Raw genomic sequence first — 18,332 nt, 5'->3', positions numbered from 1 at the left:
AAAAACGCTTATTTATTGATTTTAACAACGAAAACGTTTGATTAAAGAGCTACTGCTCTATTTTGTATCTTTAATATATCCTAATTCATTATAAAATGACTGTATTTAAAACCACTACATTCGATATAGAACTACGTGAAATCCTCGCATTACAGCAGCAAAATTTACCTAAAAACCTAACTGAACAGGAAAAACAAACACAAGGTTTTGTCACGGTAAAACACGATTTTTCAATATTGAAAAAAATGCACGAAGTACATCCACATATTATTGCGGTATCAGACAATAGCGTTATTGGTTATGCATTATCTATGTCGAAAAGTTTTAAAGAGGAAGTTCCTGTTTTAATTCCAATGTTTCGAGAATTAGAGAAACTTTCTTTGGATCCTAATTTTATACTTATGGGACAAGTATGTATTGATAAAGAATATCGTGGCAAAGGGATTTTTAGAGGTTTGTACGCAAAAATGAAAGAAGTATTTACAGGAAAATATTCAAGTATTATTACTGAAATTGATGCCTTAAACACACGCTCTGTTCAAGCACATACTGCAATTGGTTTTACGGAGGTCTACGAATATGAATCTGGAAATCAATTATGGAAAATTGTACGTTTGGAGGTTTGATTAAAAAAATACGTTATTACAAATAGAATAATATCCTCTTAAATATAAAGATCACTTCGTCATAAATTCCTCGTGATGACGTAAAAAATAATTGTCATTGCGAAAAAACGGAATACGGTGACGTTTTTGTGGCAATCTATTTTTCTAAGAGAAAGATTGCTTCTTATATACCTTCAACTTCCCTTCGGTCTAACTCAGGGAGCGCTCAGTCACCTCAATCGTGATGATAAACATTGATTTAAAAAGGTAACTCACTAGGCTCTACAAAAGCTACTTCTGGATTATAAATTTCTTTAACCAATATCTTTATTTGATCTATGAATTCAGTAATTCTTTCTGGTGTTACGTCATGATCTTTTCCTCTATATTTTTCAGAAAAGTTTAGCTTCATAAAGCCTGATTGTAATCTTTTAAACGATACAATTCCTGCTTCTATAGATTTCCCTTCAGGTACTTTTTCCATACTTGTATACATAAATGCATATAACATAACTTGAATTGCTTTACTGTATTTAAAATCACAGATCTCTTCCAAGTTTGCTACTTTTAAATCCGATTCTTTTACCAAGCCTGTTTTATAATCTATAATACGAATTACACCGTTTAATTCATCTACTCTATCTACCTGACCATGAATTTTAATTGGAAAATCAATTCCTTCAATATCAATAAACGCTTTGTAATCTTTTTCTACATCAATAATTTTCAACTGATTGTTTTCGTCTTTTAGCAGTGTTGTTTCTTGCTGTAAAAAATTATTTACAAACCGAACAGCTACTTCAAAAATCAATCGGTTTTTCCCTGAAGAAATATCTCCATTTCTAAAGTATTCTGAGAAGTATTTTTTAACCAACGTATCTGTTTCCTTCTTCATTGCTTCCACATCTGTACGCTGTAAGAATTTACCAATAAAAGGCTCATACATTTCTCTAAGCGTTTCGTGCACTACGGTTCCTAATGTATTAAAAGCAACTTCTTCTTCTATATCGTCAAACTCACGTATTTTTAATACTTTACTTTTATAAAAAGCAATTGGATTGTATAAATAATTGGTTAATGCAGAAGGAGAAATTCCCTTGGTTGCCAATTCTTTTAATCGTTCTAATACATTATCGTTTTTGCTGACTTCTTTCGTAATTGTAGTATCAGAAATTACTTTTGGACTTACAATTGTATTGGTTATTCCTTCTTTTAAAATAGACAGTTGTGTTAAAAACCTGCTTTTTTCTCCACCTCCAAAAGCATCACTTTCTGTATTGTATAATAAATACACATTTTTAGCTCTTTGTAAAAGTCGGAAAAAGTGATACGAGAAAATAGCATCTTTTTCTCTATATGTTGGCAAACCATAATATGTTTTTGCATCAAAAGGAATAAAAGAAGTCTGTTTGCTATTGGCGGGAAAAACGCCTTCATTTACAGAGGTTATGATAATATTCTCGAAATCTAACAAACGTGTTTCTAACATTCCCATTAATTGTAAACCTTCTAACGGTTCTCCTTGAAAGGAAAGGTTTTCAGAAGAAATTAATTGTTTAAAAAACTGAAATAATGTTTTTAAATCAGAAAAATACCCAAATTCTAATTGTAAGTTTTGTAATTGTGTAAACGCTGTATAGTAACGGAATAAAAATTCTTTTTCTAAACCTTCTACTATGGTTTTTAAACGATCTATTAGTTGTAGTATTCGCTGTAAAAATTCATCTATAGTTTTAAAACTTGTAAAAAGACTTTCGACCAACTCTTTAATTTCTGCTGTCGTTTTTTCTAAGAAAGGTGTTAGATATTCCTTAGTTACAAACGTGTAATTTTCTTTAAAAATGGTTGTAGTAATCGTATCTGAAATAGATTCTTCTTCTACTAATAACAAGCGATGAATTAAAGGTTGTTTTAATAGCTTAACTACATCTTTATAATAAAATTGATTGGTTGCTTTTTTCTGTAATTTTTCTTGAGAAATAAATAATTGAAACGCTGCTAAAAACAAACTGGTTAATGGCATATCTTTTAACGGATATCCCATGGTTATATTTATAGAAGCTACATTTTCTGGTAAAGAATTTAAGGTAATCGGTAGTAATGTTTCATCTGCTAACACCAAAGCCGTATTGCTATGACTTGGCATTTTAGAAAGCAATTCACCTACATATTTCATTTGCGAAATATTCTTTGCCGCTCCTATTTCTTGTATGTTTTTAGAACCCGCAAACCAATTCCCTATTAGTTTTAATTCGTTTTGTTGATAATATTTCCAAGAGGTTTTATATTTCCTTACAAAACTTCCTGCTTGGTGATTTGAATATAAAAATGCTTCATCTATATCCCAATATACTTCTGTATTTCCTTGGTCTAGCATTTTTTTTATCAGTAATTCTTCTGCTTTATTTAAAGCATTAAAACCTATAAAAAAGTATTTTTCTTCTTTTATTTTATCTATAAAGATATCTAGCTTTTTTACAGCTTCTCTGTACATGCATCCTTGGTATCCAATTTTATTTGCTACTAAAAACTCATACAATGCATCGTAATATTCATTCAGCCTTTCTGTAAAAGCAAAATGATTTTTCATGAGTTCCGTTTCTTGAAATGTTCCTTTTACAGACCATTTTCGTAAACGTTGCAAATCTCTTATGTATACAAATACCTCTCTAGTGTCTACTAAATGCTGATCGATTTCATTAAAATCTTGTAAAACGGTAAATGCCCAAGAAGAAAAAACGTCAAATGTATCTGGCTTTTGCTCTAATTCTTTGTAAATTTTATAGAAGTAAAATAACAATTGAATGCTATCTACTTTTCGTATTCCCGATACTTTTTCTGTGAATTCTTCTATGTTTAATATTTCAGGTAAAAAACCAGTAACTCGCTCATTTTTTAGCGCTTGTTTTACAAAAACTCCTGCACGATTCGATGGTAACACAAAGGTTACATTCTCGAAAGATTGTGTAGTTTTTAAAATGTCTTGAATGGTTTCCTGAATAAACGTTTGCATAGGTCTAAAGTACAATAATTATGTTATTTTTGATATTAAGACTAGTGAAGTTTAAAACATGTTTTGGAGAAAAAAGAAAAATAAAAAGGACAATTATATTTGCTCAGAATGTGGAGAAATTCATGAAGTGTGGCCTGCATTAGCTTACAATTCACCTTCTAGCTATTTCAACTTAGATGAAAAAGAAAAAAATACAATTGCAACGCTTAATAGTGATTTTTGCACTATTGATTATCCTGATCAAACTGACAGATTTATAAGAGTTGTTTTAAAACAAAGAATAATTGATTACGATGATACTTTGGAATATGGTCTGTGGGTTTCATTAAGTGAAAAAAGCTTTATCAATTATTCTGATAATTATAAAAACTCAAATCACGAGGAAAAATATTTCGGTTGGTTAGCCAATCTTTTACCTGATTATAATTTCAAAGAAAATATTCCAACTACTGTTGTAACTAAACTTGGAAATGAAAGACCTGAAATTTTTCCTCATGAAGATTTCGATCATCCATTTGTTAAAGATTATTACAATGGAATTACTAAAGAAGAAGCTGAGAAAAGAATACATAGAATGCTCAAAAACTCATAAACTATCATGAACACACTACAAATTTCTTTATTACAAGCCAATTTAGTTTGGGAAAATCCTACTGAAAATCTTGCGTATTTCACAAAAAAAATTGAGGAATTACCTTCTACTACAAATTTGATTATACTTCCTGAAATGTTTTCTACTGGATTTTCTATGAATGCATCTGCTTTAGCAGAAACAATGGATGGAGAAACTGTAGCATGGATGAAAAATATGGCACAACAAAAGGAGGCTGCTGTAGTTGGAAGTATTATTATAAAAGTAATTACCAATAATAATACTGTTTATTGTAATAGATTATTGTTTGTTTTCCCTTCTGGTGCTATTGAGTTTTATGATAAACGTCATACATTTACCTTGGCAAAAGAGCATGAAACTTATACTGCTGGAACTCAAAAGTTAATTGTTACTTATAAAGATTGGAAAATTTGTCCGCTTATTTGTTACGATTTACGTTTTCCTGTTTGGGCAAGAAATGTAGAGAACTACGATTTGCTAATTTATATTGCTAGTTGGCCAGAGAAAAGAGTTGCTGCTTGGGACGCACTACTGAAAGCACGAGCTATTGAAAATATGAGTTATACTATTGGCGTGAATAGAATTGGTAAAGATGGAAACGATTACGATTATGTTGGACATTCTATTGTTGTTGATGCTTTAGGAAATGCTTTATCTAAAGAAAATAACGAAGACGAAACTGCCATAACTTTAACAGTACATAAAAACGAACAAAATTCTATTAGAGAAAAATTAGGTTTTTTAAATGATAAAGACGTTTTTGAATTCAGATAATGATTTTCCTCTCCTACTATACTTGAATATCTTACTTTTTCTTTTCATTGACTAGTATTTTTTTCTATTACACATGAAAATATTTTACATGTAAAATATTTTTTATACTTTTGTCATGTCAAAATAATATAATGGCTAGTATAGACGAAGAAATAAAAACGAATTTTGCTAATGATAAACATAGGTTTGTAGCCAATTTGATGTTTACTTCAAATTGGTTTAAAAAACAATTCATAGAGTTTTTAAAACCTTATCAAATATCTGAGCAACAATTTAATATTTTAAGAATCTTGAGAGGCGCTAAAGATTGGGTAAGCATGAATGATATTAAATCATTGATGGTAGATAAATTTCCTAATGCCACACGACTATCCGATAAATTATTGACTAAAGGCTTAGTAGAAAGAAAAAGAAGCGAAACTGACAGACGTATTGTTTTTCTATCTATTACTGAAAAAGGATTGGAATTATTAAAAGAGATAGATGAATCTGAAAATACAAGCCACATGGATTTTATAGAAAAAATTACTGAAGAGGAAGCTAGACTTTTTAGTGATATTTTAGATAGAATGAGGTCGTAAAAAAATTTAAACAAATATTTTTCATGAAAAATATTTACATAAAAAATAACAAATAATTAAAACAACTATAAAATGGATTTAATAGAATCATTGAAATGGAGAGCATCTGTAAGAAATTACGATACTTCAAAAAAAATAGAAGAGCAAGATTTAGAAAAACTTATTGAAGCTGGGAACTTAACAGCTACTTCAATGGGCTTGCAACCTTTTAAAATAGTAGTGTTAAGTAATGAAGAGTTACAAAAAAAGTTAGTACCTATATCATACAATCAACAACAGGTTGCCCAAGCTTCTCATATACTTGTTTTTGCCGTTGATACTAATATTAATGAAAGTGCTATTGATAACTATATTAATAGAGTAATAGAAGTAAGAGGTGTAACAAATGATAGTTTAGAAGGTTATAAACAATCAATGACAAATTATCTTACTATGATGGACGAAGAAGCTAAAATTACATGGGCAACTAAGCAAGCATATATAGCTTTAGGAACTGTAATGGCAGCTGCAGCAGATCTTAAAATAGACTCTTGTGCAATGGAAGGTTTTGATCCTATACAATATCAAGAGTTATTAGAGTTAAAGGATAAAAATCTTTTGCCTGTTGTTATACTACCAGTAGGTTATAGATCGTCTGAAGAGAAAATGGCAGATTTACCTAAAGTCCGTAAAACAAGAGAAAACTTTGTATTAGAAATTAATTAATAAGATGATGAATAAAAGAGATGTAATTATTTATAGAGCTGTTACAGGAATACTATCAGCTCTGATTTTAATGGGAGTATTTCAATATTTTTTTAATCACGAAATGGTAAAAGGAATGTTTACCACTTTAAAATACCCTACATATTTAATATATCCTTTGGGTATTCTAAAAGTGTTAGGTTTAATTGCTATTTGGTCTAACAAATCTAAAACATTAAAAGAATGGGCCTATGCAGGTTTTACGTTTAACTTATTATTAGGAGCTTCTGCACATATGAATATAAATGATGGTGGATATTATCCTTCTTTAGTAGCTTTAACATTACTTATTGTATCTTATGTGTACAATCGTAAACTATATTCTTAAAGAAAGGAGTTTTTACAACTCCTTTTTTTTGAGATATTGAGCCAATAATTAAGAGATATTAAAACATCATGATCCGAAAATATTCAACTAACGATAAACTAAAAGTAATTGACCTATTAAAGAAAAACATTCCTCAGTATTTTGATCCTTCTGAGCAATCTGATTATACAGATTATTTAGAAAACGAGTTAGAGGATTATTTTGTTTACGAACAAAACCATGAGATTATTGGTGCTGGAGGAATCAACTACTTCCCTGATGAAAAGCTTGCTCGAATTTCATGGGACATGATTGACCCTGCATCTCATGGAAAAGGAATTGGAAAAGAACTTGTTCAATTTAGAATTAATCACATAAAACAACATACAAATATTGAAACCATAATAGTTCGAACCTCTCAAGTAGTTTATAAATTCTATGAAAAAATGGGTTTCGAACTCGTAAAAGTTGAAAAAGATTATTGGGCAAAAAACTTCGATCTTTATTTAATGAAAATGTCTACTAAATAAACGTTAAATACTCATTAATAACAGTTAATGTCCAAATACTACAATTAATTACACTATATTTTATTCAATTTTAATCCATAATAACAAATAATTAATATTATGGATATATATAAAATTTTATCTGCACTGTTTATTTTTAATACCGTCTTTTCTTATTCTCAAAAATCGACTACTGACAAATTGAATCTTGATTTTGAAATCGTAGAGAATGGAAAACCTAAAGACTGGAAAGTTTTTCCAAATAAAAATGAAAAGTTTATTGAGTTTGATAATTCAATAGTAAAAAATGGTAATAAAGCTGTTTCTTTAGAACATAAAAGAAATAAAAAAACATCGTTACTATCTTATATACCAGCAATTCATAAAGGAAAACAACTAAAAGTAACTGCTTATATAAAAACGAAAGGAGTTAAACACGTAGAATTTTGGACTAGAGCTGATCATAATGGAGCATATGCAAACAAATATATTTCTGGCACTAATGATTGGACTAAGTTTGAAATAATGATTGATTTAACAGAACCTTTAAAATATGATTATTTCACATTTGGAGTAACACTTAAAGGAAAAGGTAAAGTTTGGATTGATGATTTTGAGCTATCTATTGACAATAAAAACATTCATCATTCTAAAAAAGTAGCTACACTCTTTAATCAAATTAACAGATTAGAAAACTATTCTGAATCTTTAATTGCTACCTCTTCAAAAAATGAAAAGTAACAAAATCATACAGAATAATTAATTTTATCAAAGGAGGGCAAAAGCCCTCTTTTTTACGCTAAAAAAAGGCTTTACGCTTTGTTATTAGTTTTGAATTCCGAATGATAAAATTTCTTTTAACTCAAAAATTAGTACCTTAAAACTCCAAAGTAACTATTAAACATTCTTAATTAAACGTAATGAAGACACAACAATTTTGGGTTAGAGTTTTTGGGCTATTTGGAATTTTAGGTGGACTTACCTTATTCATTGGAGATATGTTGTTTTATTATCATTCTTCTAATACAAACCTTATTGAAAACATGGGTAATGCATCTAATAATAGAATTGTTGCTAGTGGTGTTACTGCATTATTTGCTGCTTGGTTTTTAGTACTAGGTGTAGGACAAGTTTATCACGCTTTTAAACCTAGCAAACCCATTTTTAGAAATATTGTATTGGGTTGTTTTGGAGCTATTTTTATAGCTTATGGCGTTATTCATGGTGCTTATATTGCCATTGCTTCATCAGCAAAATTAGCTATAGAAAACAACTTAAATATTAATGAAACCGTTTCTCTTGCTAATGAAGCAAATTCCATTTTACGGTTATTTGTTTATCCAATCTTCGGGATCTTATCTGTCTTATTCATTATTCTAGTTTGGAAGAGAAAAACATTATACCCTAGATGGATGATCCTCTTCTTTCCTTTAACTCCTTTTTTAATGCAGAGTAGCATCTGTAACAATTTATCTGGAAGCATATGGATTGTAATATGCGGAGGCTATTTAAACTTAATTTTAGTGCTCTTTTTTACAGCTTCTACTATTGCTTTATGGAACAAAAAAATTTAAGAATATTTTATTATGAAAAATATGACCAAGATTTATTTTTTTACTGTTTTGTTTGTTATTTGTAACATAACATGTTCAACATCTCAAGAGAATAAACGTACAATTACAGTTCCAGTATTTTATAAAAACTTTACTAAGAAAAACGGTATAACCACAGACAAAAAAGAACTCTACATACAACACGCTACTAAAGGGTTTTATGTAAAGTTTTGTGAAAGTAAAATTAGACGTCAAGATCTTGAGACTTTCTTAGCAAAAAATAAAAAAGAAACTAAGAAAATTACCGTTGAAGTAGCTTTTAAAAATGGAGTATGGGATATCTGCGATGATAATTATTTGCAGCAAAGTAGAAAGGGAGACTATGCAATTATTTACAAAATAATAAAGGAAAAGTAATCACTCATCTCATTTTACCAACTAGTTATCAAACACATAATTTAAACACATCTATATTTATAAAGTTTAAACTAACAATAGAAAGTTAAATTTTGATTGTTATATGTAACAAAAAAAATGCGCTATGGTCTTTAAAGAAAACATACCCCAATTTTATGAAAAAAATAATTTGCATTCTACTCTTAACGGGTTGTATACTTCAATTAAATGCACAAAATAAAACAGATATTTCATCTATAGAAAAAGAAGCTAAAGAGTATTATAAAACTAAAAATTATGAAAAAGCAACAAGTAAATATCTACAATTAGCTGACATCTCTTATTTCAAAAGGAATAAATCAATTGCATTATATATGGCAGCTCGCGCTTTAGCTTCACAAAATAAAGTAGACAGCTCTTTTATTTTATTAGATAAAGCAATAACCAATGGTTTTAAATATAAAACACATCTTATAAATGATTCTGATTTGGCAGCTTTACATAATAATCCTAAATGGGAAACACTAATAAATAAGACAACTACCAAATCATTAAATGACAACCCCAACTTAGCTAAAATTATAACTAAAGATGTGCATAACTTTTGGAAAGCATATGATTTAGTTGCTAAAGACACTTCTAATGCTTATAATATCTATAAAAAGAATTATTTTGATAAGGCTAGCAATGGAATGGAAGATTATATGGGACTAAAAGTAAAATCAATAGCACAATTTATAGCACATCTTAATGCACATCCAAAATTATATCAAACCATAAGACCAAATACTTTAAAAGTCGATGAATATAAAGATGAGATACTACAAAGCTTTCGAAACTTTAAACAATTATATGCTGAAGCGAAATTCCCTGATGTATACTTTGTAATTGGTGCATTTACTAGTGGAGGAACAGTTTCTCCAGAAGGATTACTTATTGGAACCAACCAAATGAGTGATGGAGATGGTGTAAATACAGAAGAAGTAGTTAATAAATTGAGAATTAATAAATCTGAAACGCTTCCCCATGTAGTTGCTCATGAGCTAATTCACTTTCAACAGGATGGTTTAAAGAATGAAAAAATTACACTTAAGTATGCTATTCAAGAAGGTATGGCCGATTTTATTGGAGAGTTGATTAGCGGTAAAACAGCTAATGAAAAAATATATCAATGGGCTAAAGGAAAAGAAAAAATGATCTGGGAAAAGTTTACAAAAGACATGTATAAAGATCGTTATAATAATTGGATTGCCAATTACAATACTGTTTCCGCAGACAGTTATCCTGACTTAGGATATTGGATTGGATATCAAATATGCAAATCTTATTATGAAAATGCCAACAATAAAAAGCAAGCTATATACAACATGTTACATATTCAAGATTATAAACAATTTTTAGCTGATAGTAAATGGGAGAAGAAATTAGATGCAATGAAATAATAATGCAAACTATATAAGTTATCATATGATAATTAAAAATTTAATTGTTACTTGCTTTCATGAAATTGCATGTTTATTTACTCTACTTTTTTCTATTTATTTATCACATTTCATCTTCTCAAGAAAGTAAAAATCATAGGTTGTTAATTGGTTTAAATTACGGACAAGCTTCACAAAATAATTTTATTTTAAACGATCCTGATTATACTTATGACAATCATTTTTTAAAATTTCAAGTGAATTATTTACTCTCGGAGAAAAATAGATGGAAATACGAATTAACTATAGAACCTAGTATTTATTTTGTGAAATATCAATTGTTAAATGAGCAATTTGTTCGTCCTGAGACACCAAATTACTTAGAGTTACGCGAGCTTTACACACAAAAAAGAAGCTTTAATGAGTATACTTTAAATCTAGGAATTATTGTTCGTTATGCACTCTTTAAAAACTTTAGTTCATATGTTCAAGGTAGTGTTGGCCCTATGATTTCTGCAGCAGATACTGAACGCTTAAAGAAAGGATTTGCTTTTTCTGACATATTGGGATTAGGTTTTTCTTGGAAGCAAAAACGTATTGTTTTTGATCTTCGCTTTACATTGAGACATAATTCTAATTTAGATTTTGCTACTCCAAATAGTGGACATAATAGCGCTGGAATAGAATCGGGTATTTTATTTAATTTATAAGTTATTCAAAATTAATTTTAAATAATATTTTTATTTTTGTATTTTGAATAAAGAAAAAGTCAGATACTCTTTATCCAAATAAAATTATTTTTTTAAACTTAAAAATAGCTATGAAAAAAACTGCAATTCTTGCCATACTTTTGGCTGCTTTTTATTCTATATACTCAAATGCGCAAACTCAATTAGGGGCAACAATTTATGGTACTCAAAATGATGAAAGATTTGGCTCTACCATTGAAATGAACGCTCAAGGGAATATTATTGCTGTTGCTGCAGATCAAACGGATACAATGAACGGGAATAGTTCTGGACTCGTAAGAGTTTTTGAGCTTAATAATGCCACAAATGAATGGACACAAAAGGGTAACGATATTCTAGGCAGAGATACAGGAAACAAATTTGGACATTCAATATCATTAAGTACTGATGGTAACTTGATCGCTATAGGTGCAGTATTAAGTGACTTTTATGGTTTTCAATCTGGATCTGTATGGGTTTTTGAATATAATGATACTTCCCAACTTTGGGAACAGAAAGGTAGTATATTAACCAACGGAATAGATGACTACTTCACTGGAAACAGTGTTAGTTTTAATGGCTCTGGAGATAGAATAGCTATTGGAACACCAGCTTCTCAATCTAGTGGTTTTCATCGAGGTAATATTATTATTTTCGATTTTGACCAAAACACAAATGATTGGGTACAAGTAGGAAGCCTTATAAATGGAACTCAAGATTATACTAATTTGGGATATGATGTTTCTTTAAACGGTTCTGGTAACACCTTAGTTGCAGGCGGCCCTGGTATATATACAAATGGAAATTCAGGAATAAACGGAGTAGTTAAAATATTTACTTTTATCAATAATAATTGGGTTCAAAAAGGAACTGACATTATTGGCAATCAACCTTCAAATTTATTTGGAGGAGATGTTGCTATAAGTGAAGATGGTAATACTATAGTTGTTGGTGCTTTATCAGATGATCAAAATAGTGAAAATTCAGGTAAAGTAGAAGTCTATAATTATATTAACTCTCAATGGATAAAAAAGGGAAGTTCAATCATAGGTAACTCTAATGGTGATAGATTAGGAAGTGCAGTTCAAATAAATAACGATGGAAGTAAAATTCTAGTAGGTAGTATTGGTTTCGATAATAATAAAGGAAAGGTCGAATTATTTGAGTTTTCAAATAACGACTGGAAATTAAAAGAAAACCCAATAATAGGAGAGTCAAATGGTGATAAGTTAGGGCTTTCGATTACTATTAATGAACAAGGAAATTTAATAGGAGTAGGTACTTCTAGAAATGATGCTACTGATGAATATTTTAAAGTTTTTAATATGAATTCTACTTTAGATGTTATTAATTTAAATGAATTTAAAGTAAGCCTTTATTTAAATGAAGATAAATTATATATAAAATCTAATAATATTTCTATAAGTAAAGTTAATTTATATAACTCTTTAGGTCAAGAAATCAATGTCGATGTGCTAGAATCTGATTTCTCTAAAATTCATTTAACCAAGGCTATTAATACAAATGTCTATTTTATAAAAATTCAAACTAATAAAGGAATTATAAGTAAAAAATTCTTATTAAAAAAAGTATAATAAGTTATAGAATCTAAAATAACATATCAGTTTTCAGCAAAAATTTGGAAACATGGAGAAACTGGTGGTTGGCATTTTGTTTCTTTACCTAAAGATATTTCAAAAGAAATACGAATGTATAACAGTCAATTAGAAGAAGGATGGGGAAGAATGAAAGCCACGGCAACAATTAATAGTTTTTTGTGGGAAACTGCTATTTGGTTCGACACAAAACAAGACACTTATTTATTGCCATTAAAGGCTGAAGTTCGAAAAAAAGAAAAGTTAGCGATCAACGATACTATAATTGTACAAATTAAAATTTAAACAAAAAAGCAACCTTAATAGGTTGCTTTTTTGTTATGCTGGAATCATCCATTTAAATTTAAAATCTGTATCTGGAATTACAATTCTTTCCGTAATTCTATACATTCTATCTGGAAGTTTCATTAAATAATCTCTCGCTTTTTCTGCTTCAGCAGTTAAACCTGTAATTTTATCTATCTCCCAAGCAGCATTTAGTTTTCTAAGAATATCTACATAATCATAACCTGTATACACTCCTATTCGTTGTGCTACAGTAGAAAAATCGTCAAATAAACTTCCTTTCGCCTCAAAAGATTCTCTTAAGTGCATTGCTGGCATTACAATTTTATGACGCATCATTTTTTCAAAAGCTAACATCATTTCACTTGGATCTATTCTAAAAATTTCCTTTACAAATGCCGTATATGCTTTATGATGACGCATTTCATCTCCTGCTATAATCTTAGACATTCTTGCTAACAACTTATGTCCTTTTTTACGTGCTATTTTTGCTACGTTATTATGAGAAATATAAGTTGCTAATTCTTGGAAACTCGTATATACAAAGTTTTTATATGGATCTGTAGATGTTCCTATATCGAAACCATCTGCAATTAAATGTTGAGTAGAAATTTCTACTTCTCGCATGTTTACTCTACCAGAAAGATATAAATATTTGTTTAATACATCTCCATGTCTATTTTCTTCGGCAGTCCAAGCTCTTACCCATTTGGCCCAACCGTTATCTGGATCTTGTGCTACACCATCTAATTCCATTAACCATGATTCGTAGGTAGGTAATGCTTCTTCTGTAATGGTATCTCCAATTAAAACGGTCCAAAAATCGTCGTCTAATTCTTTAGAAATTTCTCTTATTTCTTTTACCTCCTCAATAAAATTTTCGTCTTGAGAATTTGGAAGAAAATCTGTTGGTTGCCAAATCTTTTCAATAGGTATTAAAAAATCGTCGACAAAACCATGGATTTTACTCTCCAAAGTTTTCATTACTTCTTTTCGTATGTTCTGTATTGACATATGACTTTTTAGGGATTAATATTTAGTTATTTGTTTGTTGTTTGTTTCTTTTTGTTATTGAATTCCTGATTTTACTGTAGTTTCTATTTTTTGTAATAATTCATCAAAAGGTAAGCTATCTACTTTTACAGGTTCGTGTGTTGTTATTGTAATTGGACTTCCAATTCCTAATGGGAATTTTCCATATTTAAATACTTTCCACGAGTTATTAATACTTAATGGTACTATATATGCTTCAGGATTGTATTTAACAAGCATTTTAAGCCCATTTGGAGCAAAAGTTTTAGGTTTCCCTGTTCTACTTCTAGTTCCTTCTGGAAATATAACGGCAGACCATGTATTTTCTTTTATTCTCTTAGCAAATTTTGCCAATTCTGTTAACGCTTGTTTTCCGTCTTTTCTATCAATTAAAGCTGCACCTCCATGTCGTAAATTATAAGATACACTTGGTATACCTTTGCCTAATTCTTTTTTTGATACAAATTTTGGCCAATATTTTCTGAAAGACCAAATTATTGGTGGAATATCAAACATACTTTGGTGATTTGAAACGAAAAGTAAAGTTGTATTCTCTGGTAATTTGTGTGTATTGGTAACTTTTACTCGTACTCCTAATACTAGTAATGATTTTACCAAAAACCAATTTAGGTAATTCACTACAGTTTGGTGTCCTTTTCCACCAAATACATTTAATCCTATCCATTGTAAAGGATGAAAGATTAATAATATTACAAAAAATACCACCATAAAAATTGGTGATAGTATATAACTGATTATTTTCATTGTTCGTAAAAATAAGATTCCCGCTACCGCGGGAATTGTTTTTATAAATTAAAAGGCCACCAATTGGACCATGGAATTCTTGATAAAACTAATAAAAGTGCTATTCCATAAAAAATAGCAAATGTTTTAAATTTTGCTTCGCTTTTCACTTTCTTTTTATGCTTAGACCATCCTACAGTGATTAATACAATTGCTAAAAGCATCATAATTGGGTGTTCTAATGAAAGTAATCTTGCTTCTGGAACTTTCATTGTTGCTCCTATATTATTGAATCTTCCTTCGTAAATGTATAATACAATACCAATTAATAATTGTATGTGCGCTGTTATTAAAGTGAATAACCCTAATCGAAAATCTTTATGTGTAAATTCTTTTTTTTGCACCAATCCAATTATTGCATTAAATACAGTATATACAAGCACAATTAGTACTATATACGCCCAGTAAGAGTGAATTACTTTTATCATAATTTTGTTCGTTTTTTAACTTTGTAAAAGTACTGAATTTTACGCATAAAAAAACCACCTCGATTGAGGTGGTTTTATTTATTTTCTAATACTTCTTTATTAGAAGTTATATCTTACTGAGAAGTTCCAAGTAGTTCCAAATCCGAAGAATGCTTTATTATCTAAATCAACTCCTTGGTAGTTTGCATCTGTACCTCTATGACCAACTAAATAGTTTGTTCTAGATTCTGCGATATACTCTTGATCAAATACATTGTTAATATTTAATCTGAAGTTTATAGATTGGTTACTTTCTTCATCGAATAACCACTTATATGACATTCCAAAATCTGCAACAGCATATCCTGGTAATTCAATAGGACCGTTTCTTAATGTTCCATCATCGTTAATAGATCCATCTTGTCCTTCAGCTAAAACTAAAGCAGAGAATAATCTATCGTTATATCTTTGAGTAAGGTCTACTTTAAAGTTCTTGAAAGGCTTAACTTCAACTCCTAAACTTAAAATTGTTTGAGGTGAGTTACCTACAGGAACTTCGTTAAGATCGATATCGATGCTACCAATTTGGTTTTGATCTTGATCAAATGCATTACCAGAAATATTTCCTCTATATGACCAGTCTCCCCAAGAGAATGCTCCTAAGAATTTAACATCTTCAGTAATCTTATAGTTTACATCAAGCTCAGCTCCTAAGTGTACCTGAGACGAACCTTGTAAGTTAGCTGTTCCTTCATCTCCAGCTGTATTTTCATAGTTAATGTTAATAAACCTATCATCCCACTGAGTTCTATATAAGTTAACATTAGCACTGAATCTAGAAGTTCTAAATCCATATCCTGCTTCAAAACCTAATACTTTCTCATTAGTATAATTAGGGTTTATATCATTTCTGAAGTTTAAGAAGATTGCATCAAAGAAAGGTTGCTTAGCATAATAACCTCCATTTGCAAATACATTGTGCTCTTCGTTAATGTTCCAGTTGATTCCTCCTTTGATGTTTCCACCCCAGATGTTCACCCAGTCAGTTTCTCTTGCTGGATCAGAATCTAAATAGTTGAAGTAATCAATTCTTTTGAATCCTTGATTAGATAGACCAGCTTGAACAAACGCTGAAATTTCATCGTTTTTGTACTCTAACTGAGTAAATCCTCCAAACCAACGTACTAAACCATCGTTATGGTAGTTAATTTTTTCTTCATCATCTGTACTTCTAAATACATTCCATAAACTTGATAAATCAGAAGAGTACTCTGTCGTTAACACATTAAATGGTTGGTTTATGTTGTCATTATCACGATAACCTTGAGCTCCTAATAAATCGTCAATTCTTCTATAGTGAATTCCTTTATAAGAACGAATATCAACACCGAAATCTAAAGTAAACTCTTCGCTTAATTTTGTATTGAAGTTAGATAATAAACCGTACCAGTTGTGAGAGTTAACTGAAGCTCTACGAATAATACCATTTCTTCTTGCTAAACCAGCTGGAAGATCATCAGAACGTAATTCATCATCGTTTACTAAGAATAATCCTGTAGTTGGATCTACTACGTTATTATATGTGAACCCATCGCTAAAAGTACCTCCTAAACCTGAATTAGATCTTACTAATTGGTCAAATAAGAATAAACCATTATCAGGATTTCTTAAGTCAGTATCACTAGCAAATTTTCCATCGATACGACCAATATCTCCTGTTCCTCCACCACGTCCAAAAGAAACGTAAGCTGATGTAGATAATGATGAGTTTTCATTAATTTCCCAGTTCCAGTTTAAAGAAGTTACTGGCTTGTGATAGAAATTCTTTCTCCAGTTAAACTCTTCTCCGTCTAATGTACCTTCAGTGAAGTTATACCTGTTTCCATATCTATCGTAGTCAGCTAAAGTTCCCATGTTAAAGAAACTTGTAGTTCTTTGGTTGTGTGTTTGTGGTGCACCAGTTAACATAAACTGGATATCGTGCTTTTCATTAATTTCCCAACCTAAACCTACGAAGTAGTTATATCCTTCAAATTCTGTTCCGTTAATATATCCATCTCCAGCAGTTCTACTAAATAAGAAAGATGCTGCAAATCCATTTTCATTTTTACCTGTAGAGTAAGTAGCAATAGTTTTTAAATAGTTATCATTTCCAAAACTACCTGTTACCGCTCCTCCTTCTTTCTTATCTGTAGTTTTAGTGATAATGTTAATTGTACCACCTACAGAAGAAATTGCTAATTTAGAAGAACCTAAACCTCTTTGTACTTGCATTGCAGTTGTAACATCTGATAAACCAGCCCAGTTAGACCAGAATACACGTCCGTTTTCCATATCATTTACAGGAACCCCGTTGATTAATACTGCAATATTTTCTTGTGAAAATCCACGAATATCAATTCTTGCATCTCCGAATCCACCACCTGATTTTGTTGCATAAACAGATGGAGTATTATTTAAAATCTCAGGAAATTCTAGAGATCCTAATTTTTCTTGAATTTCTGCAGCTTTAATAGTAGAAGACGCTACTGGCGTTTCTCTATCTTTAGCAACATCAATTAATCCTTTAATAACAACTTCTTCTAATACGTTGTCATCTGGATTTAATCCTATTGACCCTAAATCTCCAGCTCCGTTAAAAGCAACTTCTTTGTTAATATAACCAACAAAAGAAACTACTACTACCCCAGAACTGTTAGAAGCGTTTAACATAAATTTACCATCGAAGTCTGTTGAAGTTCCGTTAGCAGTACCTTTTACTACCACAGATGCTCCTGGCAATGGCTCACCAGTTTCATCAAGTATTGTACCTGATATTCTAGTTTGAGCTAAAACTGTAGCCGAAATAAAGAAGACTGCTACAAGTAATAAATTTTTAAAATTTTTCATTATACTTTTATATTGTCATTTTAAAACGCCACAAAATTCTACCTTTTAAAGGGTA

19 protein-coding genes are annotated in these 18,332 nt (G+C 30.0%); 14 read left to right on the top strand and 5 right to left on the bottom strand.

Features of this window, described 5'->3' with window-relative positions; all coding sequences use genetic code 11:
* The first annotated feature begins 95 nt into the window (after window positions 1–95).
* Complete coding sequence (locus tag ACKTTC_RS04520) at window positions 96–626, top strand: GNAT family N-acetyltransferase (protein ID WP_408038610.1); 531 nt, start codon at window positions 96–98, stop codon at window positions 624–626.
* A 238-nt stretch (window positions 627–864) separates the two neighbouring features.
* Here the strand turns inward: ACKTTC_RS04520 and ACKTTC_RS04515 are convergent, their stop codons facing one another.
* The gene (locus tag ACKTTC_RS04515; protein WP_408038609.1) at window positions 865–3,618 is read right to left on the bottom strand and encodes a PD-(D/E)XK nuclease family protein; all 2,754 of its coding nucleotides are present in this window, start codon (window positions 3,616–3,618) and stop codon (window positions 865–867) included.
* 58 nt (window positions 3,619–3,676) lie between these two features.
* Here ACKTTC_RS04515 and ACKTTC_RS04510 point away from each other — a divergent pair, with 58 nt between their 5' ends.
* The 13 genes from ACKTTC_RS04510 (at window position 3,677) to ACKTTC_RS04450 (ending at window position 13,145) form a co-directional block, all read left to right on the top strand.
* Window positions 3,677–4,210, top strand: a complete 534-nt coding sequence (locus tag ACKTTC_RS04510; protein WP_408038608.1) for a DUF2199 domain-containing protein — start codon at window positions 3,677–3,679, stop codon at window positions 4,208–4,210.
* Window positions 4,211–4,216: 6 nt separating this feature from the next.
* On the top strand, window positions 4,217–5,005 hold the full coding sequence (locus tag ACKTTC_RS04505; protein ID WP_408038607.1) for an amidohydrolase: 789 nt from the start codon (window positions 4,217–4,219) through the stop codon (window positions 5,003–5,005).
* A gap of 131 nt (window positions 5,006–5,136) precedes the next feature.
* Window positions 5,137–5,586, top strand: coding sequence for a MarR family winged helix-turn-helix transcriptional regulator (locus ACKTTC_RS04500; RefSeq protein ID WP_408038606.1), 450 nt, complete (start codon window positions 5,137–5,139; stop codon window positions 5,584–5,586).
* 72 nt (window positions 5,587–5,658) lie between these two features.
* A complete protein-coding gene (locus ACKTTC_RS04495) occupies window positions 5,659–6,291 on the top strand; it encodes an NAD(P)H-dependent oxidoreductase (protein ID WP_408038605.1) in 633 nt (210 codons plus the stop codon).
* Between the two features lie 4 nt (window positions 6,292–6,295).
* Complete coding sequence (locus ACKTTC_RS04490; protein WP_408038604.1) at window positions 6,296–6,658, top strand: DoxX family protein; 363 nt, start codon at window positions 6,296–6,298, stop codon at window positions 6,656–6,658.
* Between the two features lie 68 nt (window positions 6,659–6,726).
* Window positions 6,727–7,167: a GNAT family N-acetyltransferase gene (locus ACKTTC_RS04485; protein WP_408038603.1), complete on the top strand. Its 441-nt coding sequence runs from the start codon at window positions 6,727–6,729 to the stop codon at window positions 7,165–7,167.
* Window positions 7,168–7,266: 99 nt separating this feature from the next.
* The gene (locus ACKTTC_RS04480; RefSeq protein ID WP_408038602.1) at window positions 7,267–7,887 is read left to right on the top strand and encodes a hypothetical protein; all 621 of its coding nucleotides are present in this window, start codon (window positions 7,267–7,269) and stop codon (window positions 7,885–7,887) included.
* Window positions 7,888–8,066: 179 nt separating this feature from the next.
* Window positions 8,067–8,720 carry a DUF6796 family protein gene (locus ACKTTC_RS04475; RefSeq protein ID WP_408038601.1) on the top strand — a complete coding sequence of 218 codons (654 nt, stop codon included), beginning with the start codon at window positions 8,067–8,069 and terminating at the stop codon, window positions 8,718–8,720.
* A gap of 12 nt (window positions 8,721–8,732) precedes the next feature.
* Window positions 8,733–9,116: a hypothetical protein gene (locus ACKTTC_RS04470; protein WP_408038600.1), complete on the top strand. Its 384-nt coding sequence runs from the start codon at window positions 8,733–8,735 to the stop codon at window positions 9,114–9,116.
* A gap of 155 nt (window positions 9,117–9,271) precedes the next feature.
* The gene (locus tag ACKTTC_RS04465; RefSeq protein WP_408038599.1) at window positions 9,272–10,537 is read left to right on the top strand and encodes a gliding motility protein GldB-related protein; all 1,266 of its coding nucleotides are present in this window, start codon (window positions 9,272–9,274) and stop codon (window positions 10,535–10,537) included.
* A gap of 59 nt (window positions 10,538–10,596) precedes the next feature.
* Window positions 10,597–11,226, top strand: a complete 630-nt coding sequence (locus ACKTTC_RS04460; protein ID WP_408038598.1) for an acyloxyacyl hydrolase — start codon at window positions 10,597–10,599, stop codon at window positions 11,224–11,226.
* Between the two features lie 110 nt (window positions 11,227–11,336).
* The gene (locus ACKTTC_RS04455; RefSeq protein ID WP_408038597.1) at window positions 11,337–12,839 is read left to right on the top strand and encodes a T9SS type A sorting domain-containing protein; all 1,503 of its coding nucleotides are present in this window, start codon (window positions 11,337–11,339) and stop codon (window positions 12,837–12,839) included.
* Between the two features lie 6 nt (window positions 12,840–12,845).
* The gene (locus ACKTTC_RS04450; protein WP_408038636.1) at window positions 12,846–13,145 is read left to right on the top strand and encodes a DUF1905 domain-containing protein; all 300 of its coding nucleotides are present in this window, start codon (window positions 12,846–12,848) and stop codon (window positions 13,143–13,145) included.
* A gap of 33 nt (window positions 13,146–13,178) precedes the next feature.
* On the opposite strand, the gene ACKTTC_RS04445 is transcribed toward ACKTTC_RS04450, so the two are convergent.
* The 4 genes from ACKTTC_RS04445 to ACKTTC_RS04430 form a co-directional block, all read right to left on the bottom strand.
* A complete protein-coding gene (locus ACKTTC_RS04445; RefSeq protein ID WP_408038596.1) occupies window positions 13,179–14,159 on the bottom strand; it encodes an acyl-ACP desaturase in 981 nt (326 codons plus the stop codon).
* Window positions 14,160–14,213: 54 nt separating this feature from the next.
* Window positions 14,214–14,942, bottom strand: a complete 729-nt coding sequence (locus ACKTTC_RS04440; RefSeq protein ID WP_408038595.1) for a lysophospholipid acyltransferase family protein — start codon at window positions 14,940–14,942, stop codon at window positions 14,214–14,216.
* A 41-nt stretch (window positions 14,943–14,983) separates the two neighbouring features.
* Window positions 14,984–15,406: a hypothetical protein gene (locus ACKTTC_RS04435; RefSeq protein WP_408038635.1), complete on the bottom strand. Its 423-nt coding sequence runs from the start codon at window positions 15,404–15,406 to the stop codon at window positions 14,984–14,986.
* 102 nt (window positions 15,407–15,508) lie between these two features.
* Window positions 15,509–18,277 carry a TonB-dependent receptor gene (locus tag ACKTTC_RS04430; protein ID WP_408038594.1) on the bottom strand — a complete coding sequence of 923 codons (2,769 nt, stop codon included), beginning with the start codon at window positions 18,275–18,277 and terminating at the stop codon, window positions 15,509–15,511.
* Window positions 18,278–18,332 lie beyond the last annotated feature (55 nt).

This window comes from Tenacibaculum amylolyticum, from assembly GCF_964511145.1.
GTDB classification, from domain to species: domain Bacteria; phylum Bacteroidota; class Bacteroidia; order Flavobacteriales; family Flavobacteriaceae; genus Polaribacter; species Polaribacter amylolyticum.
The sequence above is the reverse complement of the archived record's forward strand: the minus strand, read 5'-3'. Positions and strand labels throughout refer to the sequence as shown.